Annotated in this window: 21 protein-coding genes and 2 pseudogenes; 11 read left to right on the top strand and 12 right to left on the bottom strand. The window is 63.3% G+C overall.

Annotated elements, in window-relative coordinates; genetic code table 11:
• Window positions 1–156 precede the first annotated feature (156 nt).
• Complete coding sequence (locus CKW22_RS22250) at window positions 157–1,926, bottom strand: acyl-CoA dehydrogenase C-terminal domain-containing protein (RefSeq protein WP_095065123.1); 1,770 nt, start codon at window positions 1,924–1,926, stop codon at window positions 157–159.
• An 80-nt stretch (window positions 1,927–2,006) separates the two neighbouring features.
• On the bottom strand, window positions 2,007–3,629 hold the full coding sequence (locus CKW22_RS22255) for an acyl-CoA synthetase (protein ID WP_033697445.1): 1,623 nt from the start codon (window positions 3,627–3,629) through the stop codon (window positions 2,007–2,009).
• 196 nt (window positions 3,630–3,825) lie between these two features.
• Here CKW22_RS22255 and CKW22_RS22260 point away from each other — a divergent pair, with 196 nt between their 5' ends.
• From CKW22_RS22260 to CKW22_RS22285, 6 genes are all read left to right on the top strand, one after another.
• Complete coding sequence (locus CKW22_RS22260) at window positions 3,826–5,232, top strand: sensor histidine kinase (protein WP_047583761.1); 1,407 nt, start codon at window positions 3,826–3,828, stop codon at window positions 5,230–5,232.
• Window positions 5,233–5,244: 12 nt separating this feature from the next.
• Window positions 5,245–5,862, top strand: coding sequence for a response regulator transcription factor (locus tag CKW22_RS22265; RefSeq protein WP_033697449.1), 618 nt, complete (start codon window positions 5,245–5,247; stop codon window positions 5,860–5,862).
• 125 nt (window positions 5,863–5,987) lie between these two features.
• Complete coding sequence (locus CKW22_RS22270; protein WP_033697451.1) at window positions 5,988–6,461, top strand: MarR family winged helix-turn-helix transcriptional regulator; 474 nt, start codon at window positions 5,988–5,990, stop codon at window positions 6,459–6,461.
• Window positions 6,462–6,491: 30 nt separating this feature from the next.
• Window positions 6,492–7,685: an HlyD family efflux transporter periplasmic adaptor subunit gene (locus CKW22_RS22275; protein WP_033697453.1), complete on the top strand. Its 1,194-nt coding sequence runs from the start codon at window positions 6,492–6,494 to the stop codon at window positions 7,683–7,685.
• On the top strand, window positions 7,682–9,217 hold the full coding sequence (locus tag CKW22_RS22280; RefSeq protein WP_033697455.1) for a DHA2 family efflux MFS transporter permease subunit: 1,536 nt from the start codon (window positions 7,682–7,684) through the stop codon (window positions 9,215–9,217). Before CKW22_RS22275 ends, CKW22_RS22280 begins: the two co-directional genes overlap by 4 nt.
• Before the next feature lie 469 nt (window positions 9,218–9,686).
• A complete protein-coding gene (locus CKW22_RS22285) occupies window positions 9,687–10,433 on the top strand; it encodes an SDR family oxidoreductase (protein ID WP_095065126.1) in 747 nt (248 codons plus the stop codon).
• 6 nt (window positions 10,434–10,439) lie between these two features.
• On the opposite strand, the gene CKW22_RS22290 is transcribed toward CKW22_RS22285, so the two are convergent.
• The 6 genes and pseudogenes from CKW22_RS22290 to CKW22_RS22315 form a co-directional block, all read right to left on the bottom strand.
• A complete protein-coding gene (locus CKW22_RS22290) occupies window positions 10,440–12,164 on the bottom strand; it encodes an ATP-binding protein (RefSeq protein WP_095065129.1) in 1,725 nt (574 codons plus the stop codon).
• 165 nt (window positions 12,165–12,329) lie between these two features.
• Window positions 12,330–12,590, bottom strand: a pseudogene (locus CKW22_RS22295) (PAS domain-containing protein); the annotation flags it as partial.
• A gap of 27 nt (window positions 12,591–12,617) precedes the next feature.
• Window positions 12,618–14,273: pseudogene (locus CKW22_RS22300) on the bottom strand (ATP-binding protein).
• Between the two features lie 60 nt (window positions 14,274–14,333).
• Entirely contained in the window at window positions 14,334–15,743 is a 1,410-nt protein-coding gene (mapR, locus tag CKW22_RS22305) for a GntR family transcriptional regulator MpaR (protein ID WP_033697460.1), read from the bottom strand.
• Between the two features lie 52 nt (window positions 15,744–15,795).
• Complete coding sequence (gene ccoG, locus CKW22_RS22310) at window positions 15,796–17,199, bottom strand: cytochrome c oxidase accessory protein CcoG (RefSeq protein ID WP_095065133.1); 1,404 nt, start codon at window positions 17,197–17,199, stop codon at window positions 15,796–15,798.
• Window positions 17,200–17,320: 121 nt separating this feature from the next.
• Window positions 17,321–17,560, bottom strand: coding sequence for a DUF3203 family protein (locus CKW22_RS22315; RefSeq protein WP_033697462.1), 240 nt, complete (start codon window positions 17,558–17,560; stop codon window positions 17,321–17,323).
• Window positions 17,561–17,714: 154 nt separating this feature from the next.
• On the opposite strand from CKW22_RS22315, the gene CKW22_RS22320 reads away from it, so the two are divergent.
• Entirely contained in the window at window positions 17,715–18,248 is a 534-nt protein-coding gene (locus tag CKW22_RS22320; protein ID WP_033697463.1) for an MgtC/SapB family protein, read from the top strand.
• Window positions 18,249–18,780: 532 nt separating this feature from the next.
• Here CKW22_RS22320 and CKW22_RS22325 read toward each other — a convergent pair.
• The 3 genes from CKW22_RS22325 to CKW22_RS22335 all read right to left on the bottom strand — a co-directional run bounded on the left by CKW22_RS22325 (window position 18,781) and on the right by CKW22_RS22335 (window position 21,063).
• The gene (locus tag CKW22_RS22325) at window positions 18,781–19,680 is read right to left on the bottom strand and encodes a hydroxymethylglutaryl-CoA lyase (RefSeq protein WP_095065135.1); all 900 of its coding nucleotides are present in this window, start codon (window positions 19,678–19,680) and stop codon (window positions 18,781–18,783) included.
• A 20-nt stretch (window positions 19,681–19,700) separates the two neighbouring features.
• Complete coding sequence (locus CKW22_RS22330) at window positions 19,701–20,099, bottom strand: MerR family DNA-binding transcriptional regulator (protein WP_027593543.1); 399 nt, start codon at window positions 20,097–20,099, stop codon at window positions 19,701–19,703.
• An 85-nt stretch (window positions 20,100–20,184) separates the two neighbouring features.
• Window positions 20,185–21,063 (bottom strand): helix-turn-helix domain-containing protein, encoded by an 879-nt coding sequence (locus CKW22_RS22335; RefSeq protein WP_095065137.1) that lies wholly within the window; start codon window positions 21,061–21,063, stop codon window positions 20,185–20,187.
• 171 nt (window positions 21,064–21,234) lie between these two features.
• Between CKW22_RS22335 and pobA the strand changes: the two genes are divergently transcribed.
• The gene (gene pobA, locus CKW22_RS22340; protein WP_095065139.1) at window positions 21,235–22,422 is read left to right on the top strand and encodes a 4-hydroxybenzoate 3-monooxygenase; all 1,188 of its coding nucleotides are present in this window, start codon (window positions 21,235–21,237) and stop codon (window positions 22,420–22,422) included.
• 37 nt (window positions 22,423–22,459) lie between these two features.
• On the opposite strand, the gene CKW22_RS22345 is transcribed toward pobA, so the two are convergent.
• Entirely contained in the window at window positions 22,460–23,110 is a 651-nt protein-coding gene (locus CKW22_RS22345; RefSeq protein ID WP_095065141.1) for an ankyrin repeat domain-containing protein, read from the bottom strand.
• A 116-nt stretch (window positions 23,111–23,226) separates the two neighbouring features.
• Between CKW22_RS22345 and ggt the strand changes: the two genes are divergently transcribed.
• The 3 genes from ggt (at window position 23,227) to sodC (ending at window position 26,612) form a co-directional block, all read left to right on the top strand.
• On the top strand, window positions 23,227–25,017 hold the full coding sequence (ggt, locus tag CKW22_RS22350) for a gamma-glutamyltransferase (RefSeq protein ID WP_033697473.1): 1,791 nt from the start codon (window positions 23,227–23,229) through the stop codon (window positions 25,015–25,017).
• Window positions 25,018–25,087: 70 nt separating this feature from the next.
• Window positions 25,088–25,969 carry a LysR substrate-binding domain-containing protein gene (locus CKW22_RS22355; RefSeq protein WP_033697476.1) on the top strand — a complete coding sequence of 294 codons (882 nt, stop codon included), beginning with the start codon at window positions 25,088–25,090 and terminating at the stop codon, window positions 25,967–25,969.
• A 127-nt stretch (window positions 25,970–26,096) separates the two neighbouring features.
• On the top strand, window positions 26,097–26,612 hold the full coding sequence (sodC, locus tag CKW22_RS22360) for a superoxide dismutase family protein (protein ID WP_095065143.1): 516 nt from the start codon (window positions 26,097–26,099) through the stop codon (window positions 26,610–26,612).
• Window positions 26,613–26,618: the final 6 nt, after the last annotated feature.

The raw sequence follows: 26,618 nt of genomic DNA on the forward strand, positions 1-26,618 counted from the left end.
TTGCGCATTCTACCCTTGCTAAGGGGTCCCGAGAACCGAGGTAATGGCGAATGACTATCAGTTGTGACGGTTTTTCGTCGGATTTGCAATGGAATTTCAGCGTTTGAGAACCCTTCGCGGGCAATGCCAGGGGGCGCTGCGCACCCCCTGGGCCGATCAGAACTGCGCTTCTGTCATGCCATAAAGGCTGGCGCTGCCCGCCCGGATGCTTGCCTCCAGCCCAAGACTGCGCGGCAGGATGCGCTGAAAGAAGAACGCCGCACAGGCCAGCTTCGCTCCATGGAAAGCGGGGTCTTGTTCATGCTTGGCCTGCGCCACGGCTGCCATGCGCGCCCACATGTAGGCATAGGCGGTTAGGCCGAACAGGTGCAGGTACTCCACGGCCACGCTGCTGACCAGGTTGGCGTCTTCACCGGCCTGGGCCCGCAGCCACGCACTGGTCGCCTCCAGGCGCGCAACGCTGGCCTGTAGAGCTTCGCGATGCAGCGGCGCGGCAACGCTGAACGCGCGCACTTCGGCGGTGAAGCTGGCCAGGGCCTGGCCACCATCGGCCAGTACCTTGCGCCCGAGCAGGTCGAGGGCCTGGATGCCGTTGGTGCCTTCGTAGATCTGCGCGATGCGCACGTCGCGCACACGCTGTTCCTGGCCCCATTCGCGGATGTAGCCATGGCCCCCGTATACCTGCTGGCCGAGCACGCAGCTTTCCAGGCCATTGTCGGTGAAAAAGGCCTTGGCCACCGGCGTGAGTAGCGCCACCAGGCGTTGGGCATGTTCACGCTCGCCTGTGTCTTCGGCATAACGGGCCAGGTCCAGTTGTTGCCCCACGTAGGCCGCGAATGCCCGGCCGCCCTCGGTGAGGGTGCGCATGGTCAGCAGCATACGCCGCACATCGCCATGCTGGATGATCGGGTCGGCCACCTTGCCCCGTGCCTGCGGGCCGCTGGCGGCGCGGCTCTGCAGGCGTTCGCTGGCGTAGCGCGCAGCGCTCTGGTACGACGCTTCGGCGCAGCCGATACCCTGGATGCCGATGGACAACCGCTCGTAGTTCATCATGGTGAACATGGCCGCCAGGCCCTTGTTCGCCTCGCCCACCAGGTAGCCCGTGGCGCCATCGAAGTTCATCACGCAGGTGGCCGAGGCCTTGATGCCCATTTTGTGCTCGACCGAGCCGCAATGCGCGGCGTTGCGCTCACCCAGGCTGCGATCGGCATTGACCTGGTACTTGGGCACCAGGAACAGCGAGATACCTTTGGCGCCAGTGGGGGCATCCGGCAGCTTGGCCAGCACCAGGTGGACGATATTCTCGGTCAGGTCCTGCTCGCCACCGGTGATGAATATCTTGCTGCCCGTGATGCGATAACTGCCATCGGCCTGTGGCTCGGCGCGGGTGCGGATCAACCCCAGGTCGGTGCCGGCCTGGGGCTCGGTCAGGCACATGGTGCCGGCCCAGCGGCCTTCGTAGAGCGGTGGCAGGTAGATGGCCTTGAGCGTCTCGCTGGCGTGGGCATCGATCGCCAGGCAACTGCCGGCGCTCAAGGCGGAATACAGGCTGAAGCTGCAGTCGGCGGCGTAGAGCATCTCTTCAAACAGCACGCCAAGCATCTTCGGCATGCCCATGCCGCCATGCTCGGGGTTGCCCCCCAAGCCGACCCAGCCGCCTTCCCGGTAGATGCGCCAGGCTTTGCGGAAACCGTCCGGGGTGCTCACCCGGCCGGCCTCGAAGTGCACGCCTTGTTCGTCACCGTTGCGGCTGAGCGGGGCGATCAGGTGGCCGGTGACCTTGGCCGCTTCTTCGAGGATGGCATCGGCGGTGTCGGCGTCGATGCGCTCGGCCAGGGCGGGCAGGCGTGCCCACAGGGCAGGGGCGTTGAAAACGTCACGCAGGATAAAGCGCATGTCGCGCAGGGGGGCGATGTAGTCGGTCATCAGCGGCTCGGTAGGTGTAGAAGCAACGGGTGTGGTGCTGGCCTCGGCGGCGGATTGCCGACGACGAGGCCAATGAACGGTCAGAGGGCTTTGGCCCGGTCGCGCAGGAGGTACTTCTGGATCTTGCCGGTGGAGGTCTTCGGCAGTTCGCCGAAGATCACCGTCTTGGGCACCTTGAAGCCGGCCAAGTGCTCCCGGCACCAACTGCTGATGTCGGCTTCGCGGGTGTCTTCCCGGCCAGGCTTGAGGGCAACGAAGGCGCACGGTGTCTCGCCCCATTTCTCGTCGGGGCGTGCCACCACGGCGGCTTCAAGCACCGCCGGGTGCTTGTACAGGGCGTCCTCGACCTCGATGGTAGAGATATTCTCGCCACCGGAGATGATGATGTCCTTGAGCCGATCCTTGATCTCGACATAGCCATCGGCGTGCCACACGGCCAGGTCCCCAGTATGGAACCAGCCACCGCGGAAGGCTTCGGCCGTGGCTTCGGGGTTTTTCAGGTAGCCCTTCATCACTGTGTTGCCACGCATGAAGATCTCGCCCAGGGTGTTACCGTCACGCGGTACCGGCGCGAGGGTTTGCGGGTCGGCGACCATCAGGCCGTCGAGGGTAGGGTAGCGCACGCCCTGGCGCGACTTGATGCGCGCACGTTCCTCGAGCGGCAACCCGTCCCACGCTTCATGCCAGGCGCATACCGTCACTGGCCCGTATACCTCGGTCAGGCCGTAGGTGTGGGTCACCTGAATGCCCATTTCTTCCACTGCACCAATCACCTTGGCCGGTGGCGCGGCACCTGCGACCATCGCCTGCACCGGGTGCTCGATGGCAGCCTTGGCGGCCTCAGGCATGTTGACCAGGGCGTTGAGCACGATGGGTGCGCCGCACAGGTGCGTGACCCGATGTTCGCGGATCAGGGTGAGGATCTTCTGCGGGTCGACCCGGCGCAGGAACACGTGGGTGCCTGCCAGGGCGGTGATGGTCCAGGGGTAGCACCAGCCGTTGCAGTGGAACATCGGCAGGGTCCACAGGTACACCGGGCGGTGGCCCATGGCCCAGGTCATCTGGTTGCCCAGGGCATTGAGGTAAGCGCCGCGATGGTGATAGACCACGCCCTTGGGGTTGCCGGTGGTGCCGGAGGTGTAGTTGAGCGAAATGGCCTGCCATTCGTCATCGGGCCATTCCCAGGCGAAGTCCGGGTCACCCTCGGCCAGCAGGGCCTCGTAATCCAGCTCGCTGACCGCGCGGCCTTCGCCGTACTCCGGGTCATCGACATCGACCACCAGGGGCGGGTGTTCGAGCAAGGCGAGGGCGGCTTCGATGACCGAGTGGAATTCGCGGTCGGTGATCAGCACCTTGGCCTCGCCGTGTTGCAGCATGAAGGCGATGGCTTCGGCGTCCAGGCGAACGTTGAGGGTGTTGAGCACTGCACCGGTCATGGGGATGCCGAAGTGCGCTTCGAGCATGGCCGGGGTGTTTGGCAGCATGACCGCTACCGTGTCGCCACGCCCGACGCCACGGCCGGCCAGTGCGCTGGCCAGGCGCCGGCAGCGTTGGTAGGTTTCCTGCCAGGTGCGGCGGATGGCGCCATGGATGACAGCCGGGTAGTTGCCATACACGGCTGCGGTGCGTTCGATGAAGCTCAGTGGGGTGAGGGCGACGTGGTTGACGGCAGCGGGCATCAGGCCCTGGGCATAGATCGACATGCGGTAATCCTGTAGGGGAGGCAGGCGCAGCCTGTGCGCTTGGCCCCCGGTGGCTGATTGTTAGCTCTGTTCAGGGTGTGGGAAGGCGTACGGTTGGCCGCAATTCCCCTGTCGCAGTTTTACGCGAGTCGCTATGGTAGATGGAATATCGACTATAGCAATATAGTAAAACTACTATAGCAACGAGCCTCACATCGTGGACAAGACCCTCTCTCCCTTGCTCGCCAAAGACCCCCAGCCCAGCCTGCTGCTGGCCGCCGATGCCAGGCCGCTGGCCTGCAACCCGGCCTTGCAGGCCTGGGTTGATGAAGGCCCTGCGCTGGCCTGCTGGCTGCCGGCCAACTGCGCCGCACTGGTGCGCGCCTGCCTGCGACAGCACCGGGCAATTGCCGATGTGCAAGTAGAAGTGGGCGAGCGCATCGTGCTGTGGACGTTCATCCCCGACGACCAAGGCCAGCAGGTGCTCGGCCGCTGCCGTGACGCCAGCGCCGAGCGCCAGGGAGCGCGCGAAGCCAGCCGCGCCCGGCGCCTGTACCGCTTGATCATCGAGAACACCACCGACCTGATTTCCCGGCACAGCCCCGATGGCCGTTTTCTTGATGCCTCACCGGCGGCGTTCCGCCTGTTGGGCCTGTGGCCAGAGCAACTGCGAGGCATGGCCGTACGGACCTTGCTGCACCCGCGCGAGCGCCGCCAGGTGCTGGCTCAGGCGGCCGCCGCCCTGGACCAGGACGGTTATCACACCATGACCTGCCGGGTGCGCCAGGCCGCTGGCGGCTACCGCTGGTTCGAGATCGCCAGCCGCGCCATCCGCGAAACCTATACCGGGGCCGTGGTGGAGATCGTCAGTGTCTCGCGTGATATCACCTTGCGCATCGAGGCCCAGGAGAACCTGGCGCACAGTGCCCGGCTCGCCACCCTCGGCGAGTTGGCCTCGGGCATCGCCCACGAGATCAATCAACCGTTGGCGGCGGTGGTCAACTATGCCAATGCCAGTCAGCGTTACCTGCAGGGCCTGGAGCGCGACCCGCAGGCACGCGTGCGGGTCGGGCAGGGGCTGCAACGCATCACTGAGCAGGCGACCCACGCCGCGCAAGTGATCCGCAGGCTACGGGCGTTTCTGCGTAAAGGGCCGCGGCGGCTACAGGCACTGGACATGCTGGATGTCGTCAACGAGGCCATGCGCCTGTGTGCCTGGGAGGCGGCCCGTGACCAGGTCAGCATCGAGCTGCGCGTGAGCGCGCAATTGCCGGCGGTGTATGCCGATCGGGTATTGCTTGAGCAGGTGCTGCTGAACCTGCTGCGCAACGCCATTGATGCCAACCGCGAGCAGCATGGCGAACGCCCGTCACGTATCCTCCTGGCCGCCGTGCGCGAGGGTGATGGGGTGTTGGTGGAGGTGGCGGACCAAGGGCCAGGGGTTGCGGCCGAACGCCTGGAAGACATTTTTACCCCGTTCACCACCAGCAAGGCCGATGGTCTGGGGCTGGGCTTGAGCATGAGCCGCAGCCTTGTCGAAGGGTTTGGCGGCAGTGTGTGGGCACGTGCGGGCGAGCAGGGCGGTTTGGTAGTGTGCTGCCGCCTGGCGGTGAGCAGGGGCTAAGAGGAGGTCAGGGTGCAAGCGAAAGTGTATGTGGTCGACGACGACCAGGGCATGCGTGATTCCACGGTCTGGCTGTTGCAGTCGGTGGGGCTTGAGGCCCTGTCGTTTGCCAGTGGTCAGGCGTTTCTGGACGCGTGCCGGGATGATGGGCCCGCCTGTGTGCTGCTGGATGTGCGGATGCCGGGGCTGGGTGGGCTGGCGGTGCAGCAGCTGATGAGGGAGCGGGGTCTGGACTTACCGGTGATCTTCGTCAGCGGCCATGCCGATGTGCCGATCGTGGTGCGGGCATTCAAGGCCGGTGCCTGCGACTTCATCGAGAAGCCGTACAGTGACCAGTTGCTGCTCGACAGTGTGCAGGAAGCGCTTGAGCGCGCCGGCCGCGCGCGTCAGGGCAACCAGGCGCTGGCCCAGGTGCAGGCGCGCATCGATGGCCTGACACCGCGCGAGCGCGATGTGTTCGTGCCGCTGGCCCAAGGCCTGAGCAACCGCGAGATCGCCGTGCAGTTGGGGGTTAGCGTGAAGACCGTGGACTTGTACCGGGGGCGGGTGATGAAACGGCTGCAGGCCGGCAGCCTGGCCGAGCTGGTGGGCATGGCGATTGCCTGTGGCGCGGTGCCGGCGTTGGCGTAGCAGCGCAACCACATCAGCAAGTCATGAGCGTCAAATCATGAAGTTTTGCATAGCAGCCTAATCAAAGCTTTGACATTCACTGCCTAGGCAGTAACATTTCTACACAATTACCCACGGCAGATCCTATGGCGCATTTTTCTCCCGAGAATTTCCAGACCTGTGCCATTGGCATGCTGTTGGGCCGCGCGGCGATCCTCAAGGACCGCATTCTTGACTGGCACCTTGAATCCGAGGGCGTCACCGCCGCGCAGTTCAAAGTGTTGATCATCGTCACCCAGTACCAGGTCGACACCCCGGCCGAGCTGTGCCGCTACCTGGGCCTGGACAGTGGTTCGATGACCCGCATGCTCGATCGCCTCGAACAGAAGGGCCTGATCGTACGCAACCGCTGCGCTGACGATCGCCGCCAGGTGCGCCTGGCCCTGACCGACGATGGCCAGCGCCTGGCTGATCGGCTGCCAGAGATCGGTGCGGCGGCGATGAACGAGTTGTGCGGCGTGCTGCAACCTGAAGAACTCAAGACCCTCGAGGGCTTGCTGGCCAAGGTGCTGCTCAGCGCTGGCGACCCTCTGACGATCCGCCGCTTCGGCGATCGTTGATCCCTGTTACGCATTTTCCAAGGTATTGTCATGGCTACTCCCACAGACACCACACCCCCCGCCGACGCGCCCGAGCCGTCGCGCAAACGCAAGGCCTGGCTGCTCGGCCTGCTGCTGCTGTTGATTGTTGGCGGCATCGGCGCCTGGGCCTGGTACTCCCTGGTCGGGCGTTGGCACGAGAGCACCGATGACGCCTACGTCAACGGCAACGTGGTAGAGATCACCCCGCTGGTGACCGGTACCGTCACCAGCATTGGTGCCGATGACGGCGACCTGGTGCATGCCGGCCAGGTGTTGCTGCAGTTCGACCCGGCCGACAGCGAGGTGGCGCTGCAGTCCGCTGAAGCCAAGCTGGCGCGCACGGTGCGCCAGGTGCGTGGCCTGTACAGCAACGTGGATGCGCTCAAGGCCCAGTTGCAGACACGCCAGGCCGAGTTGCAGAAGGCCCAGGACAACTACAACCGGCGCAAGGTGCTGGCCGACAGCGGGGCGATTGCGGCGGAAGAAATCTCCCACGCTCGCGACGACCTGAGCGTCGCTCAGAGCGCCCTCACCAGCGCCCGCCAACAGCTCAATACCAGCACCGCGCTGGTCGATGACACCGTGGTGTCCTCGCACCCCGAAGTCATGGCGGCCGCGGCCGACCTGCGCCAGGCCTACCTGGACAATGCCCGCACCACCTTGGTGGCGCCGGTGACCGGTTATGTCGCCAAGCGCACCGTGCAGCTGGGGCAGCGCCTGCAACCTGGCACCGCGACCATGGCGGTGATCCCCCTGGACCAGGTGTGGATCGATGCCAACTTCAAGGAAACCCAGCTGCGCGACATGCGCATCGGTCAGCCGGTGGAAATCAGCGCCGACCTGTACGGCAGCGAGGTCAAGTACAGCGGCACGGTGGACAGCCTCGGTGCAGGTACGGGCAGCGCCTTCGCGCTGCTGCCGGCGCAAAATGCCACCGGCAACTGGATCAAGATCGTGCAGCGGGTACCGGTGCGTATTCACTTGAGCCCTGATCAGCTCAAGGACCATCCGCTGCGGATCGGCCTGTCCACGGTGGTCGAGGTCGACCTGCACGACCAGAGCGGCCCGACCCTGGCCCAGCAACCCCCGCAACAGGCCAGCTACACCACCCAGGTGTATGACCGCCAGTTGGTCGAAGCCGACCACCTGATTGCCCGGCTGATTCACGACAACAGCGCATCCGGCAAGACGGCGCAGCGATGAGCAACCAGGCCGCCGCCCAGTTCACCCCGCCGAGCCTGTTGCTGACCACCATCGGCCTGTCGTTGGCGACGTTCATGCAGGTGCTCGACACCACCATCGCCAACGTGGCCTTGCCGACCATCTCCGGCAACCTGGGGGTGAGCTACGAGCAGGGCACATGGGTGATCACCTCGTTCGCGGTGAGCAACGCGATCGCCTTGCCGCTGACGGGCTGGCTGAGCCGGCGCTTTGGTGAGGTGAAGCTGTTCATCTGGGCCACGTTACTGTTCGTGCTGGCATCGTTCCTGTGCGGGATCGCCCAGTCGATGCCGGAGCTGGTGGGCTTTCGTGTGCTGCAAGGGGTGGTGGCGGGGCCGTTGTACCCGATGACCCAGACCTTGCTGATTGCCGTGTACCCCCCGGCCAAGCGGGGCATGGCCCTGGCGCTGCTGGCGATGGTCACGGTGGTGGCGCCGATTGCCGGGCCGATACTGGGGGGCTGGATCACCGACAGTTACAGCTGGCCATGGATCTTCTTCATCAACGTCCCCATCGGCCTGTTCGCCGCCGCCGTGGTACGCCAACAGATGCGCACGCGGCCGGTGGTGACCAGCCGTCAGCCGATGGACTACATCGGCCTGCTGACGCTGATCGTCGGTGTCGGCGCGTTGCAGGTGGTGCTCGACAAGGGCAATGACCTGGACTGGTTCGAGTCGTCGTTCATCATCATCGGCAGCCTGATTTCGGTGGTGTTCCTGGCGGTGTTCGTGATCTGGGAACTGACCGACCGGCACCCGGTGGTGAACCTGCGGTTGTTCGTGCACCGCAACTTCCGGGTCGGCACCATCGTCTTGGTCGGGGGGTATGCGGGGTTCTTCGGTATCAACCTGATCCTGCCGCAGTGGCTGCAGACGCAGATGGGCTATACGGCTACCTGGGCGGGGCTGGCGGTGGCACCCATCGGGCTGTTGCCGGTGATCATGTCGCCCTTTGTCGGCAAGTACGCGCACCGGTTTGACTTGCGCCTGTTGGCAGGGTTGGCGTTTCTGGCCATTGGGACCAGTTGCTTCATGCGTGCCGGGTTTACCAGTGAGGTGGACTTCCAGCATGTGGCGTTGGTGCAGTTGTTCATGGGGATTGGCGTTGCGCTGTTCTTCATGCCGACGTTGAGCATTCTGCTTTCGGACCTGCCGCCGCATCAGATTGCCGATGGCTCGGGGCTGGCGACGTTCCTGCGTACGCTGGGGGGGAGTTTTGCGGCGTCGTTGACGACCTGGATCTGGATTCGCCGGGCTGATCAGCATCATGCCTACTTGAGCGAGAACATCAGCCAGTTTGACCCGGCGACTCGGCATACGCTCGAGCAGCTTGGGGGGGCTAGCCCGCAGAATTATGCGCAGTTGGAGCAGATTCTGAATGCGCAGGCTTACATGATGTCGACGGTGGACTACTTCATGATGATGACGTGGGTGTTTGCTGGGTTGATCTTGTTGGTGTGGTTTGCGCGGCCGCCGTTTACGGCCAAGGCTGGGCCGGCTTCGGCTGGGCATTGATTGGTTGGTCGGTGATATTGATCGGTGATATTGATCGGTTGGTATTGATATCTGGCAACGTCCATTTGCGAGGGTGACGCTTAGTCACCTTTCCGCTCTTACAGCGGGTCACTTTTTGGCAAACGCCCCAAAAAGTAACCAAAAAGGGCTGCGCTCCATCATACGGCCCCTACGCTGCGCTTCGGGGTCCCCTCGCTCCGGCGCCTTCCGGGCCCGCGCGGCCTACGGTTTGCTGCGCAAACCTACATCTCGCGCCTTCGGCTACGCCGAAGGGTGCTGCGCACCTGGCCCTCCAGACGCCTGCGCTCGGCCTCCTGAGTCGCTGAAGATCAAGATCAAGATCAAGAGCTGGATCAAGAGCCAGATCAAGAGCGGGGGGGATAGCACACTTTGCAGGGTTGATGTCATTCCCTTGAGTTGGCATTTCCCCTATTGTCGAAGCCCCACTTTCGAACACATTGGCAGACCCATGGAGAATGTCATCGTCATCACTGGCGCCAGTCGAGGTATCGGCGCGGCCACCGCGCTGCTGGCAGCACAGCAGGGTTATCGCATCTGCATCAACTATTACGCCGACAACCAGGCCGCCGAGCATATCCTCAGCCAGGTGCGGGCATTGGGCGCCGAGGCGATTGCCGTGCGCGCCGACGCCAGCGTCGAGGATGAGGTCATCCAGCTGTTTCAGCGCGTCGACCAGGAACTCGGTCCTGTCACTGCGCTGGTCAACAATGCTGGCACCATCGGCCAGCAAAGCCGCGTCGAGGAGATGTCCGAGTTTCGCCTGCTCAAGGTGATGAAGACCAACGTCGTCGGCCCCATGCTCTGCGCCAAACATGCCCTGCTGCGCATGGCACGCCGGCATGGCGGGCAGGGCGGGGCTATCGTCAACGTCTCTTCGGTGGCCGCTCGCCTGGGCTCGCCCAACGAGTATGTCGATTACGCCGCCTCCAAGGGCGCACTGGATACCTTCACCCTTGGCTTGGCCAAGGAAGTGGCGGGGGACGGTGTGCGAGTCAATGGCGTGCGCCCAGGCTACATACACACCGGCTTCCATGCGCTTTCCGGCGACCCCGACCGCGTCGCCAAACTCGAAACCGGTTTGCCCATGGGCCGTGGTGGCCGGCCTGAAGAAGTCGCCGAGGCGATCATCTGGTTGCTCTCGGACAAAGCGTCCTATTCCACCGGCAGCTTCGTCGACCTGGGCGGCGGGCGCTGAGGGCTATCAGCCGTCAAGCAACTGGCCGACCTGCTCGGCCAGCGCTTCAAGGGTGAAGGGCTTGGTCAGCACACGCATGTCCCTATCGAAGTCGCCTTGGCCAAGCGCCGTGCTCTCGTCGTAGCCTGTGACGAACAGCACCTTGAGCCCGGTGTAGCGCAGGCGCAGCCGGTCGGCCAACTGGCGCCCGTTGATGCCACCCGGCAAGCCCACGTCACTGACCAGCAGGTCGGGTGGCGGCTGATTTTCCAGCCCGGCAATCGCCATGGGGCCATCCTCGTACATCTCCACCTCATGGCCCAGGTCATGCAGCACTTCTGCAATGACCAGGCGCATCGCGCTTACATCCTCGACCACGACGATCCGCTTTGCGGCGCCGCTGCTCGGGCGCGCTGCCGGCGCCAGGGGCTTGAGCGCGGCAGGGGCAAATTGCGCGTGGTACCTCGGCAGGTACAGCAGCACCTGTGTGCCGTGCCCAAGCGTCGATGTGATTTTCAACTGCCCGCCGGATTGCCGCACAAAGCCGTAGGTCATAGACAAGCCCAGGCCTGTGCCGCGGCCCAGTGGTTTTGTAGTGAAGAAAGGGTCCACGGCGCGGCTGAGCGTGTCATCCGCCATGCCGCCACCCGTGTCCTCGACACTCAGGCACAGATAGTCGCCAGGTACCAGTTCCAGCTCGCTGGCGTGGTCAAGCGTGAGCGAGGTATTGCACAGCGCGATACGGACCCGGCCGCCATTGGGCATGGCATCGCGGGCATTGATGCACAGGTTGAGCAGGGCACTCTCAAGTTGAGGAGGGTCGATACGTACCGCCCAGAGGGCGTCTTCGCACTGGTAGTCGATTGCGATGTGGGGGCCGGTGCTGCGGCTGATCAGGTCCAGCATGCCGCTGACCAACTCGGCGACATCCGTCGGGCGAGGTTGCAAGGTTTGCTGCCTGGAGAACGCCAGTAGCCGATGCACAAGCGCAGCTGCCCGTTGCGCAGCACCGTGGGCGCTGTCGAGCAGCGGGCTGATCGTTGCTTTGCGCTGGTCGGCTGCAAGCCTGTCTCTGGCCAGTTCCAGAGCGCCGAGGATGCCGCCGAGCAGGTTGTTGAAGTCGTGCGCGATGCCCCCCGTCAATTGCCCTACGGCTTCGACCTTTTGCGCCTGGCGCAACGCTTCCTCGGCCTTCTGGCTCTGCGCCACGGCCAGTTCCACGCGCTGTTCGAGCTCTGCGTTGAGGTGCTGCAGGGCGCTTTCAGCGCGCTTGCGTGCCGTCACGTCACGAAAGATCACCGCAACCTGATGATTGTGAGCAGGCTCAATACGGATTGCCGCAAGGCCCAGGCAGCGTTCGGTGGCCAGCAGCTCGTGCTCGAAATACAGGGGTTTGCCGGTGCGCTCCACCGTACCGAAATAGTCGAGCCAGACCTCGGCCTCGTTGGGGATCACTTCACGCAGGGTGCGGCCCACCACATCGGGCAGCCCGGCATGGCGGCAGTAAGCGGGGTTGGCCATCAAGTGCACGTAGTCGCTCAATGGCCCCAGAGGGCCGTCGATGAACTGGATGATGCAGAAGCCTTCTTCCATGTTCTCGAACAGGAATCGGTAACCTTCCGCCTCCTGAGTGCGCTCGTGCAACCGCGACAATTCGCTGCTCAACTCGGTATTGCGCCGTTCGAGTTGATCAACCCATTGGCGTAGAAAACTCAATTCATCGGTAGTGCTCAAGCGAGAGTCACTGGGCATCCTTTGCGCTCCATCGCTATCCAGTGGCCGTTGGTTAATCAGCCAGGTCGAAAGGTTTGGTCAGCACGCTGGAAGCCTCCAGTGGCTGACCGTTGCTGAGTATGGCGCTTTCATCGTACCCGTAATGAACAGTACTTTGATGTGCGGGTGACGTACGCGGTACTGGGCAATGCCGCCACTCAAGCGGCCAACGGCCTCCATCTTCTTGGCATGACGCAATGCCTCCTCAGCCTTGAGCAGACGTTGTTGGGCCGTGACCCGTTCGCTGATGTCGTGGGCGAACAGGTAGGCGCCTTGAACAACGCCATCAGGGGCACGCAAGCAATTGAAGCACAGCTCGTAATGCCGCTGTGCAGCCCCATTGCCTAAATGCTGGGTCAAGGTGAACTGCTCGCCCGACAGCGCACGTTGCCACAATGGCTTAACGCGTTCACGGCGAGGGCGAAAAGCCGCTCAACGCAAATACGCGTTAACGCCCAGCAGGCGATCGATGCGCTGCGCAAGTGCCTTGAGCTCGAACGGCTTGCAAAGCACTTCGGTGGGGCCGGCAGGCAGACTGCTGGCCACGCTGCTGGTGATGTCATAACCGGTGATCAGTATCACCGGCGCCTCACTGGCAAGGCTTCGGTAGGCCCCGGCGAGTTGCTGCCCATCGATGCCGCCGGGCAGGCCGACATCGGTGATCAGCAAGTCCGGCAACGGCCCCTCCCGCAATGCATTGAAGGCGCTAAGGCCGTCCTCGCAAACCTGGACCTCGTGCCCCAGTTCTTGCAGCACTTCGCTGAGCACCAGGCGCATGGTCGCCTGATCTTCAACCAGCATGATCCGATAAGGCCTGTGTTGCGGCTTTTCGAGGATCTCTTCGGGTGCCACACAGGGTGCTGGGGGCGTGATACTTTCGTCCCGAGGCAGATACAGGTGAACGGTGGTGCCTTGGCCCGGCGTACTGTCGATGCGTAACTGGCCGCCCGACTGGCGCACAAAGCCGTAGACCATCGACAACCCAAGGCCAGTACCCTGGCCCATGGGCTTGGTGGTGAAGAAGGGATCAAGCGCACGCTGCATAATGTCCTTGCTCATGCCTATGCCGGTGTCGTCCACGCGGATATGCAAGAACTGCCCCGACGGCAGGTCCATGCTGCTCGCCTGGTCTTTGTCGAGTTCGGCGTTTTCGCAACCAATGCGCAATGTGCCGCCCAGCGGCATGGCGTCGCGGGCGTTGATGCACAGGTTGAGCAGGGCATTTTCCAGCTGCTGAGGGTCGATGCAGATCGACCACAGTCCTGCCTGGGTCAGGTCCTGGAAGTCGATGTGCGAATCAATCGAGCTACGGATCAGGTCGTTCATGTCAGCCACCAGCAACTGCACGTCGACCGGTTGCGCCAACAGTGTCTGCTGGCGCGAAAATGCCAGCAGGCGTTGCACCAGCGAAGCCGCGCGCAATGCATTGTGCTTGCCGACGTCGAGCATCCTGGCAGTGTCGAAGTAGCGCTGTTGGCCCAGGCGTTGCTCGGCCAGCTCCAGTGCGCCAAGCATGCTCCCCAGCAGGTTGTTGAAGTCATGGGCAATGCCGCCGGTCAACTGGCCGACCGCTTCCATTTTCTGCGATTGGCGCAGGGCTTCTTCGGTTTGGCGCAGGCGCTCCTGCTCGGCAACCCGTTCGGTGATGTCATAGGCGAACATGTAGCCACCCTGAATGCGCTGCTGCTCATCGCGCAGCGGGTTGTAGCGGATTTCGTAGTGGCGCAGGTCGTCAGGTGGCCCGAGGGAGATGGTATCGATGAATGCTTCGCCGGCCAGCAGGCGCGGCCATACCGGGGCCAACCGGCCCATGATGTCCGGTTGGTTGGCAAGGAACTGCGGAATGTAGTCGCCGATCTGTGGCACAAAACCGCGCAAACGCTGGAAGGTTTAGCGGGCAGTGCGGTTGATTGCCACCAGGCGCATCTTTCGGTCGGCCGCAAACACGTTGGCCAGGCTGCTGTCGACCAGTTGACCGAGCAGTTTGTTGTTGGCCTGCGCGATGTCCTCGCGCTCGGTCAGCAGAGCTTCCAACTCTGCGACACGTGCCTGCAGCTGCTGGTAGGAGGGTTGAGTGACTGGCGGCATGCTGTTCGATCCGTTGAACAATTCGCACAAACTATAGTCGTGTCTCAATGCCCCCAGCCATCAAAATGAACGAATGATGCGCCCCAGGGTCTCCATCGCCCGTTCGGCACCGTCATGCCAGGGGCTACCGTAATTCAGGCGGATGCAATTGCCGAAGCGTCGCGTTGGCGAGAAGATCGGCCCGGGCGCAACGCTGATGCCTTGGGCCAAGGCCATGTGGAACAGCTTCAGTGCGTCCATCTGCTCTGGCAGTTCGAGCCACAGAAAGTAGCCGCCGGAGGGCTGGCTGACCCGCGTCTGTGCCGGAAAGTACCGGGAAATGGCTGCGAGCATGTTGGCTTGCTGGCCTTCCAGGGCGTAACGCAGCTTGCGCAGGTGGCGGTCATAGCCACCGTGCTGCAGGTAGTCGGCGATGGCTGCCTGGGCGGGCATCGAGGCGCACAGCGAGGTCATCAGCTTGAGCCGTTCGATCTTCTGGGCGAAGCGCCCGGCGGCCACCCAACCGATCCGGTAGCCGGGCGCCAGGCTCTTGGCGAACGAACCGCAGTGCATCACCAAGCCTTGCGTATCGAAGGCCTTGGCTGGCTTGGGCGCCTGTTGCGCGTAATACAGTTCGGCATAGACGTCGTCTTCAATCAGCGGCACCTGGTGGCGTGCCAGCAGCTCGACCAGCGCCTGCTTCTTGGCCTCCGGCATGCTCGCACCCACCGGGTTCTGGAAGTTGGTCATGCACCATACGGCCTTGACCGGGTGCTTCTCCAGGGTCTGCGCCAGCACGCTCAGGTCCATGCCCTCGCGCGGGTGAACGGGGATTTCCACCGCTTTGAGTTTCAGCCGTTCCAGCACCTGCAGGCAGGCATAGAAGGCCGGTGCTTCGATCGCCACCAGGTCGCCGGGTTCGGTCACGGCCTGCAGGCACAGGTTGAGGGCTTCGAGAGCGCCGTTGGTGATCAGCAGCTCTTCCATCGGCAGCATGAGCCCGCCGACCATGTAGCGCAGGGCGATCTGCCGGCGCAACTGGGGGTTGCCAGGGGACAGGTCGGTGACCACCATGCGCGGGTCCATTGCGCGGCTGGCGCTGGCCAGCGAGCGCGACAAGCGCTGCAGCGGGAACAGTTCGGGGCTTGGGAACGCCGAGCCGAACGGCACGGTGTTGGGGTCCTTGATCGAGTCGAGGATGGAGAAGACCAACGCGCTGACGTCGACATCGGTGGACTCGCTGACCGGTTGCAACGCCTGCGGCTCACTGAACTGGCGCGGTGCATGGGCGTTGACGAAATACCCCGAGCGCGGCCGTGCGCGGATCAGCCCGCGCCGCTCAAGCAGGTAATAGGCCTGGAACACCGTGGACGGGCTGACCCCGTGAGTCTGGCTGGCATAGCGTACCGAGGGTACGCGCTGGCCGGGGCCCAGCACACCCGAGCGGATCAGTTCGGCAATGTCGTCGGCGAATCGTTCGTAGCGTTTCATTCTGGCCTTCTGTCGAAGCCTGGCAGGCAAGGTAGACAAACAGTTTAAGGGATCAGCGGTTCATCGGCGCGACGAAGCGGCTTTGGGCAACACTGCGTACAGCAGGTTCGTCGCTGTCCTGCACCTCGAAACTCAAGGTCTGCGAGCTGCTGGCGGGGCGCTCGGCGAGCATCGCCACCGAGACAGGCAGTTCGCTCATTTCGCCGGCCGGGATGATGAACTCGGTCTTGCCCTGTAGGGTGAAGCCGTCGGCGTCCAGCAACCGCAGGTGATAGCGCTGGGTGCTTTCGGTCTTGTTGATGACTTTGAGCAGGTAGATGTTCTCGATCTGGCCCAGGGCGTTTTCGCGGAACAGGCCACGGTCCTTGATCACGTCCAGCGACACCATCGGGCGCCACTGCAAGGCAAGCACCAGTGCGCCGACCATCACCACCAGCGCGGCGGCATAGCCCAGCAGGCGCGGCCGCAGCCAGTGGGTGGTGCCGCCCTGCAGGCTGTGTTCGGACTTGTAACCGATCAGGCCGCGGGCGTAACCCATCTTGTCCATGACCCCGTCGCAGGCATCGATGCAGGCCGCGCAACCGATACAGGCCATTTGCAGGCCGTCGCGGATATCGATGCCGGTGGGGCAGACTTGCACGCACATCGTGCAGTCGATGCAGTCGCCCAGGCCTTGGGCTTGGGCGTTGCTGCTTTTCTTGCGCGGGCCACGGGTTTCGCCCCGACGCGGGTCGTAGGCTACCGCCAGGGTGTCTTTGTCGAACATCACGCTCTGAAAACGGGCATATGGGCACATGTGCAGGCAGACCGCTTCGCGCAACAGACCGGCATTGATGTAGGTGGCGGCGGTGAAGAACAGCACCCAGAACAGCGCGACGCCGCCCAGTTGCAGGGTGAACAGCTCCGCCGCCAGGGACTTGATCGGGGTGAAGTAGCCAACGAAGGTCAGGCCGGTGAGCAGGCCGATGGCCAGCCACAACCCGTGCTTCAGTGAGCGGCGGGCCAGCTTCTCCAGGCCCCAAGGGGCTGCGGCGAGCTTGATGCGTTGGTTGCGGTCGCCTTCGCTGATCTTTTCACACCACATGAACAGCCAGGTCCAGGTGCTTTGCGGGCAACTGTAACCGCACCACACACGGCCGGCGTAGACAGTGATGGCGAACAGGCCGAAGGCGCAGATGATCAACAGCGCCGACAGCAGGATGAAGTCCTGCGGCCAGAAGGTGGCGCCAAAGATATGGAACTTGCTGCTGCTCAAGTCCCACAGCACGGCCTGGCGGCCGTTCCAGTCGAGCCAGACGGTGCCGAAAAACAGGAGAAACAACAGCCCGGCGAAGCCGATGCGCAGGTTGCGGTACAGCCCGGTGAAACTGCGGGTGTGAATGCCGCTGTCGACATGGCGTTTGGCGGCGGTGACTACGGGCGCGGCAATCTCGGTAAATTGAATTCTATCGTTCATGGCTCGGTGCTCATCAGGCCTCGATCAGGCATGAGCACTATGGCCCCCGAGCTGTTATCAGCACAGGCTCAGGTTTTGCGATAAAAACCGTATCAGATGCGCAGCTGAAGGCCGCCAGGCCTCATATTACCGAGCCTGGAACGCTTGTCTTCAGATGCCTGCGGCTATCCACCGCACCCGCCACGGTCAGGGCATCGGCCTCTGCCTCGGTGATTGGTACGCGTTGCCCGGCGAGCAGCGCCACCGACATGCGCAGCTGTTCGTCGGTGATGATTTCGATGGCTGGGCCATCGCCTTCCAGATGCACATCGTCGCCGATGAGGGTGCAGCGGCGGGTGCTTTCGTCGATTTCAACCGGCATGGGAACATCCTCTTGGTGGCGGTTACAGGTTGTGACCGCAGCACATGGCGGGTTGCTGCATCGTTCCGCCGGGCGGGCGGCATCGCACTTGTCAGCGCGCAGCGGGTCAACCCTCAGAAGGGCCGCACGCCGAGCCCGGTCGAGGAGCATCACTATGAACCCCTGGTGGCACCCCATCTGGCAGGCCATACAAGCCGAGTTCGCCGACATCACCGACGAGCGCGAAGTGACCCAGGTCCTCGTGCGCCTGCTGATGGCCGCGCTGCTCGGTGCGGTACTGGGTTTCGAGCGCGAGCACAAAGGCAAGTCTGCCGGCGTGCGCACGCACATGCTGGTCTCGCTTGGCGCTGCACTGTTTGTGTTGTCACCGAGCATGGCCGGCGCTGACGAGCAGGCGCTGAGCCGGGTGATCCAGGGCATTGTCGCCGGTATCGGCTTTCTGGGCGCGGGGACCATTCTCAAGGGTAACGGCCAGGACACCAGCCATGTGAAAGGGCTGACTACCGCTGCCGGGTTGTGGATGACCGCCGCCATCGGCACGGCTGCCGGCATGGGGCGTGAGGCCACGGCATTGATCAGCACGGTGCTGGCCTTGCTGGTGCTGGGCACGATGCCTTTGCTGGTGGAGAAGGTCGAGAATGTGGATGAGGCGAAGCAGGAGGAAGAGGAGGAGGGCAGGAAGCACTGAGGGGAGCCTAAGCTCCCCTCAAAGTGATGTTGCCTGCTCTTTTTTATTATTGAAGACTGGCCTTTTGTTGTTTTTGTAAGCCTGCCTTTGTGTTGCGAGCGACCCCCATGCGGGGTCAAGAGCAAACGTATTTTTTTGAGCGCTGACCTGCTTTCACCATGACTGGTCCGGTGCTGACTGCTGCTACCTTGAGGTAGTTTTATTGTTCTGTGTCAGACCGCGGGGCGTACCCCTGAAAAGCGTGCCTACTCCAAAAAGATCTGCTTGCTACGCCTCTGCCGTGTTGTTCTTGTTATGTCAGAGCCGTTACCTGTTGTTTTTATTGGGTGTGTCGTTTTTCTTGTTCTTGTACCAAAGATATAGCAGGGCCCGTGCCAACTTTTGCAAACCCTTTAAAATCAATCACTTAAGCGTTTATGGCAAAAACACCGAACCTGAAATTTTGTCGATTTGTTTCCCTGTTACCCGATTTTTTGCTGTGAAACGTGGGGGAGGTAACACTCCACCCACATTCATGTGACACCCGTATGACTTACTGCGCGCTGCGTGCCCGCGCCACCCGCGAGCCGTTGGCCCGGCCAAGCACCTGGCTGATGCGTTGCCCCGCAGCAATCAAGCGGTCCAGGTCGATGCCGGTTTCGATGCCCAGCCCCTGGAGCAGGTACAGCACGTCTTCGGTGGCGATATTGCCGGTGGCGCCTTTGGCATAGGGGCACCCCCCCAAGCCCGCTACCGAGCTGTCAAACACGCTGATGCCTTCAAGCAGGCTGGCATACACATTGGCCAAGGCCTGGCCGTAGGTGTCGTGGAAGTGCCCGGCCAGCTGCTGGCGGGGCACCTGGGCCGAGACGATGTCGAACAGCCGACGGGTATCACCGGCGGTACCGGTACCGATGGTGTCACCCAGCGACACCTCATAGCAGCCCATTTCATGCAGGGCTCGGGCGACCGGGGCAACCTGTTCGGCGCTGACCGTGCCTTCATAGGGGCAGCCCAGCACGCAGGAGACATAGCCACGCACGCGCACGCCGTGGCTGCGCGCGGCTTCCATGATCGGCTCGAAGCGTTTGAGGCTGTCGCTGATCGAACAGTTGATGTTGCGCTGCGAGAAGGCCTCGGACGCTGCGGCGAACACCGCCACCTCCTTTACCCCTGCCGCCAAGGCATCTTCGAAACCCCGCAGGTTGGGGGCCAGGGCTGCGTAGGTGACACCGGGCTTTTGCTGGATTGCGGCGAAGACTTCGGCGGAACCGGCCATCTGCGGTACCCACTTGGGCGAGACAAAACTGCCGACTTCGATGTAGGCCAGGCCCGCCTCGGTGAGGTCGTCCACCAGGCGTACCTTGTCAGCGACGCTGATGGGCTGGGCTTCGTTTTGCAGGCCGTCGCGGGGGCCGACTTCGACCAGACGGACTTCTTTGGGCAAGGGCATGGCGGGTTTCCTGTGGCGGGTCAACGGTTGTCTTTATTGTTCAAGGTCGCGGCGAGGGCTTGTTCACAGCGCTCCTGGGCGGTGTCGAGTTCGAGCTGCATCTGGTGGATGTCGAGCATCTGCTGTTCCAGCTGGGCGCGTCGTTCGGCGATTTTCACCAGCATGCTGTTGAGCTGCTTGAGATTGCCGCTGGTGGGGTCGTACAGCTCGATCAGCTCGCGGCATTCGGCGAGGGAAAAGCCGATGCGCTTGCCGCGCAGGATGAGTTTCAGGCTGACCTTGTCACGTGCCGAATAGATGCGTTCCAGGCCGCGCCGCTCGGGGCTCAGCAAGCCCTGTTCCTCGTAGAAGCGGATGGCGCGGGTGGTGATGTCCAGCTCGCGGGACAGGTCGGAGATGCTGTAGGTCTGAAGGCTCATGCTGGGGCTCGGCGTGGAGTATGCAGGTATCCTGAATGCAGGTTGACGTATACGTCAAGCAGGGCTTGAAGGCGTGTGAGGGTTTCTAATCTGGCACGCCTGTGCGCCGATACTGATTGGGTGTCTGCCCACTTAGTCGCTTGAAAAACCGCGCAAAGTAAGTCGGGTCGGTAAACCCCAGGGTATCCGACAACTGCCCGATGCTCATGCGGGTATAGAGGAGGTTGCGGCGCGCCTCCAGCAGCAGGCGCTGATGCACCACCTGCAAGGCGGTCTGCCCGCTCAAAGCGCGGCACAGCTGGTTCAGCTGCAGGCTCGAGACGTTCAGCCGCGCAGCAAAATCTTCCACGGACAGGTGCTCGCGGTAATGGGCCTCGACCAGGCGCAGGTATTGCCCGAGCAATTGCCGGTCACGTTCGTCACGGTTGCGTGGCGTCTGCCCCAGTTGCTGCTGGCGGCTGATCCACACCATCAATGCTGTGACCAGCGCCTGCAGCATCGTCGCCCGGGCCGGGGCATTGCCCTGGTACTCCTGCTGCAAGGTGTCGATCAGGCTGCGCAAGCGCTGGCGGTCCTTGCCCAGCGCATAGCACGCCGGCGCGGCAAGCATGCCCAGCGGCGCGCCCAGTTGCTGCTCAAGGCCCGCCACCAGCGCGGTGCCGAAGGTCAGCACATGCCCTTGGATGTCGGCACTGAAGCGAAAGCCGTGCACGGTCAATGGCGGTACTACCTGGATCGAGGCTTGGCTGATCGCGCGGCGAACACCTTCGATCTCCACCTCGGCCTGGCCACGTTGCACATACAACAGCTGGAACAGCTCGGCGTGCTGGTGCGGTTTGATTTCCCAGTGGTGCAGGCGGCTGCGTGCCGGGATCGACTCGCAGTGCAGCAGGTCGGTGCCGGGCCACGCCTGGTTTTCGCCATACAGCTGGAACAACGGAATGCCGGGGAGGGTGGATTTCATGAAGGGATGCCTGTCCGTTAATCGAACGTTTTTTGTAAAAGTGCAGGTTTTGCATGGAATAGCACACTTAAACGGCTGCTGTTGCCCGTAAAAATGCAGGTGCAAACCCTAACAGCAGATGCCCGGCCACTGCCAGTCCAGGCCGGCATCGCCCGACTAGAGACAACAACAATGAAAACTCAGGTTGCAATTATCGGTGCAGGTCCGTCTGGCCTGCTGCTCGGCCAATTGCTGCACAATGCTGGTATCGAGACCGTCATCGTCGAACGCCAGACCCCTGAATACGTGCTTGGGCGCATCCGTGCCGGGGTGCTTGAGCAAGGCACTGTCGACCTGTTGCGTGAGGCCGGTGTATCGGCGCGCATGGACCGTGAAGGCCTGGTGCATGAAGGTGTCGAACTGCTGGTCGGCGGGCGTCGCCAGCGGTTGGACCTCAAGGCCCTGACCGGCGGCAAGACAGTGATGGTCTACGGCCAGACCGAGGTCACCCGTGACCTGATGCAGGCGCGTGAAGCCAGTGGGGCGCCGATCATCTACGCGGCGAACAATGTGCAGCCGCATGAGCTCAAAGGCGAGCGGCCGTACCTGACGTTCGAGAAGGACGGCCAGGCCCACCGCCTGGAGTGTGACTACATCGCCGGTTGCGATGGTTTCCACGGGGTTTCCCGGCAGAGCATTCCCGAGGGCGTGCTCAAGCAGTACGAGCGGGTCTATCCATTTGGCTGGCTTGGCTTGTTGTCCGATACGCCCCCGGTCAATCACGAACTGATCTATGCCCACCACGAGCGGGGTTTCGCGCTGTGCAGCCAACGCTCGCAGACGCGCAGCCGCTATTACCTGCAAGTGCCGCTGGACGATAAGGTCGAAGCCTGGTCCGACGAGCGTTTCTGGGACGAACTCAAGGCCCGTTTGCCCGCCGAGGTTGCGGCTGACCTGGTCACTGGCCCAGCCCTGGAAAAAAGCATCGCGCCGCTGCGTAGCCTGGTGGTCGAACCGATGCAGTACGGCCACCTGTTCCTGGTCGGTGACGCTGCGCACATCGTCCCACCCACCGGCGCCAAAGGTTTGAACCTGGCAGCTTCGGACGTCAACTACCTCTACCGCATCCTGGTCAAGGTGTACGGCGAAGGGCGTACCGACCTGCTTCTGCAATATTCGCCGCTGGCCCTGCGCCGGGTATGGAAGGGCGAGCGTTTCAGCTGGTTCATGACCCAGCTGCTGCATGACTTCGGCAGCCACAAGGATGCCTGGGACCAGAAGATGCAGGAGGCAGACCGCGAGTACTTCCTGAACTCCCCGGCGGGGCTGCTGAACATTGCCGAGAACTATGTGGGGCTGCCGTACGAAGCAGTAGTCTGACCTGCCATTGCGCAAACGAATTGTGCCTGCCTCGAAATTAGCGAGTCAGTAGCGCCTCCATCTCCCGGTATCCCCGCTGGCGCGCATGCTCCAGCGCGGTAACCCCGTCCTTGTCGGCACTCTGCCGATCCGCCCCCGCAGCCAGCAGCCGGCGCACAATCTCTACATGCCGCGGCCCGCCATCCCCCAGGATCACTGCCTCCATAAGCGCGGTCCAGTGCAGCCGGTTCAGGTGGTTCACGTCCACCCCGGCGTCTATCAGCATCTGCACGGTCTCGACGTGCCCACGCTCCGCCGCAGGGATCAACGCAGTTCCCCCGTATCGGTTGGTGCTCCGGAGGTCGGCACCGTGGCTCAGGGTCAGCCGCAGGATGTCGTTCAGGCCCCGGGCGCCGGCATACAGATAAGGGCTGTCATCAATATTGTCCTTGGCGTTCACGTCGGCACCGGCCTCGATCAGCGCTTGGGCCGCCGCAACCTGGTTGCCGTGAGTGGCCACCATCAGGGCAGTGCGCCCTTGCTCATCACGGCTTTCCAGTCGGGCACCTTGTGTCAGCAACTGTTGCAAGGTGCGCACGTCATCGTGACTGGCAGCGTTGTGCAGGTGGTTGTCCATGGTGGTGTTCTCGGCGTGGGCGGCAAGGCTGGTGAACAGGGCGAACAGCATGGTTGCGAGTGGTATACGCATGGGATGGGCTCCTTGGTGACCTGTCTGCATCCTAGAAAAATCACACCAGGTCTTGAAGTTAAGTTTGCGCATGACCGACAGTGGTCTGCTGAATAGACAAGGCAGGAAGCAAAACGATGAAGTTCTCTACACCGCTGATGAGCGCGCTGTGCCTGGCGGTCGCGAGTGGGTGGGCCTGTGCCGACCAGGTGATGCCCGCACCACCCGAGCTGGCGTCCGGCTATCGCACTGGCCTGCAGCCGGTGCACGCCAACCGGCATATGGCCGCCGCCGCCAACCCGCTGGCCACCGAAGCGGGGCGGGCGATGCTGCGTGCCGGCGGCAGCGCCATCGACGCGGCCATCGCCATGCAAATGGTGCTGACCCTGGTCGAGCCGCAATCCAGCGGCATCGGTGGTGGGGCTTTTATCCTGTACTGGGACGGCAAGCGCGTGCAGGCTTTCGACGGCCGAGAGACTGCCCCGGCGCAGGTAACGGAAAAACTGTTTTTGCAAGCCGATGGTTCGCCGATGCCGTTCAAGACGGCGCAGATCGGCGGGCGCTCAGTGGGTGTACCCGGGGTACTGCGCGCGCTAAAACTGGCTCACGAGCAGCACGGCAAGCTGCCTTGGCAGCAACTCTTTGCCCCGGCCATTGCGCTGGCACGTAACGGTTTCCCGGTTTCCGAACGCCTTCACACCCTGGTGGCGGGCGACCCGTATATTCGCCGTTCACCCTCCATGGCCCGCTACTTCCTGGATGAAAAGGGCAAGCCGCTGCCGGTGGGCACGAGGTTGCGCAACCCCGAGCTTGCGCAAACCTTCGAGCAGATTGCCGCGCACGGTCCCCGAGCGTTCTATACCGGTGAAATCGCCGGGGCCATCGTGGCCAAGGTGCGCAGCCATGCCAATGCCGGTTACCTGTCGTTGCAGGACCTTGAGCAGTACCGCGCCAAAGAGCGCGAGCCGGTGTGCGGCCCCTACAAGGCCTGGCGTATCTGCGGCATGCCGCCGCCATCGTCGGGTGGGGTAACGGTGTTGCAGACGCTGGGCGTGCTTGAAGCCGTGCAGCGCGCCACGCCACAACGCGATCTGGCAGCATTGCGGCCGCTGGCGAACGCGTCCCCGGCAGGCCTGGAGGCATCGCCGCTGGCCGTGCACCTGATCGCCGAGGCCGAGCGCCTGGCCTATGCCGACCGCGCTCAGTACCTGGCCGACAGCGATTACGTGCCGGTCCCGGTCAAGGGCCTGATCGACGCCACCTATCTGGCCAGCCGAGCAGCGCTGATCGGCGAGTACAGCATGAAGCGCGCCCGCCCAGGCACCCCGCAGGGCGCGGACCTGGCCATGGCCCCTGACCGTTCGCCGCTGCGCATTTCCACCTCGCATCTTTCTGCAGTGGACGACAGTGGGCAGGCCTTGGCGATGACCACGTCGGTGGAGGCCGCGTTCGGCGCGCACCTGATGGTCAAGGGCTTCCTGTTGAACAACCACCTGACCGACTTTTCCTTCCTGCCGCAGGAGCATGGCAAGCCGGTGGCGAACAGGGTCGAACCGGGCAAGCGGCCCTTGTCGGCCATGGCACCGACCCTGGTGTTTTCACGTAACTCGGGGGAGCTGGTGGCCAGCCTCGGTTCGCCCGGTGGGTCGCAGATCATCGGTTACGTGAACAAGGCCCTGGTCGGCTTGCTGGACTGGCAGCTCGACCCACAGCAGGCCAGCAGCCTGCCCAACTTCGGCAGCCGCAATGCCGCTACCGAGGTGGAAGCACAGTTGACCAGCCCGGCGCTGATCCGCCAGCTGGCGGCCTGGGGGCACGAGGTCACGCCCATGACCATGACCAGTGGCATGCAGATCATCCAGCGCGATACCAACGGTTGGTCAGGCGGCGCCGACCCGCGGCGCGAAGGCGTGGCGCTCGGCGATTGAGGGCGCGCGTTGCGGGGCATCAGGTAGCGTGGTAGAAATCACCCTTGTCATTTAGAAGTTGAATATCAAGATGTCTATCAGCGTGAAATCGAATAGAGCCCTGTTCGACCTCGACCTGCTGCGCGCTATTGTCGTGGTGGCCGATTGCGGCAGTTTCACCACCGCCGCCGCGCGGCTGCATTCGACCCAATCCACCATCAGCCAGAAGGTGCGGCGCCTCGAAGAAATGGTCGGCCACCGTCTGCTGGTGCGCGGCAACCGTGATGTGCTGCCGACCGACGCCGGGCAGACCTTGCTCGGCTACGCCCGCCATATGCTGGCCTTGAACGACCAGATGCTCGAAGCGTTGGCCGGGGCGATGGTGGGTGTCACAGTGCGCCTGGGCGTGCCCGAGGACTTCGTCGGTGGGCGCACCACCAATGCCTTGTCGGCGTTCAGCCGCCTGCACCCCCAGGTCAAACTGGAGGTGACCAGCGGGCTGTGCCGCGACCTCAGCCAGGCCTATGACAATGGCGAGCTAGACCTGGTGCTGCTCAAACAACGGCGCAACAGCCGCGAAGGGGTGGCGTGCTGGCCAGAGCGCCTGCAGTGGATAGACAGTGCACGCATGCCGTCTTTCGAGCTCGACCCGATTCCGTTGGTGACCTTTCCGCCGCGCGGTTTGTACCGCGACGACATGATCACCGCCATCGAAGGCATGGGCCGGCGCTGGCGTATCAGCTTCACCAGTTCCAGCCTCAGCGGCATCCAGGCTGCGGTAGCCGATGGCATGGGTATCAGCCTGCTGCCACCTCGGGCGGCAACGCGTGAACACCAGGTACTGGGGGGCGAGCAAGGGCTGCCCGAGGTCGACAGCTACGAGATCGTCATCGTGCACCGGCCCACGGCGGACGTGATGGTCAAGGCATTGGCCGAGGTGATGACACAGTTGCTGGCTGGCGGCGGGATCTAGAGCCCCTTGCTGCCTCGTGCAAAGGAAGTGTTTCAGTCTGTGGCCGAATGGAATATCTGACAGGTTATGCAGTCCCACTTGTTATCCGGGTACGACACCCATCCTCCCCATGCCATGGAGAAACAACATGAAAGCAGCGCTTTTCATCGCATTGCTGGCCAGCGCCGGCCTCGCCCAGGCCGCCGAGAAGGTGGAGCTCAAGCTGGCAGGCCCCGACGGCCCAGGCAAGTCGATAGGCACCATCAGCATCGAACAGAACAAGTACGGCGCGCTGTTGACCCCTGATCTCAAGGACCTGCCGCCTGGCGTGCACGGGTTCCACTTGCATCAGAAGGCGTCGTGCGCGCCTACCGAGGAAAACGGCAAACCTGTGCCTGCAGGTGGCGCGGGCGGCCACTGGGACCCGGATTCGACCCAGGCGCACAAGGGCCCGTTCGATGACAGCGGCCACCGTGGCGACCTGCCGGCGTTGTACGTCGGTGCCGACGGCAAGGCCACCTACCCCGTGCTTGCGCCCCGCCTCAAGGCCGAGGACTTCAAAGCCCATGCGCTGATGGTGCATGCCGGTGGCGACAACCACAGCGACCACCCTGAAAAACTGGGCGGTGGCGGTGCACGCGTGGCGTGTGGGGTTGTGCAGTAATAGGTG

The organism is Pseudomonas sp. Irchel s3f19, from assembly GCF_900187555.1.
Classification (GTDB): domain Bacteria; phylum Pseudomonadota; class Gammaproteobacteria; order Pseudomonadales; family Pseudomonadaceae; genus Aquipseudomonas; species Aquipseudomonas capeferrum.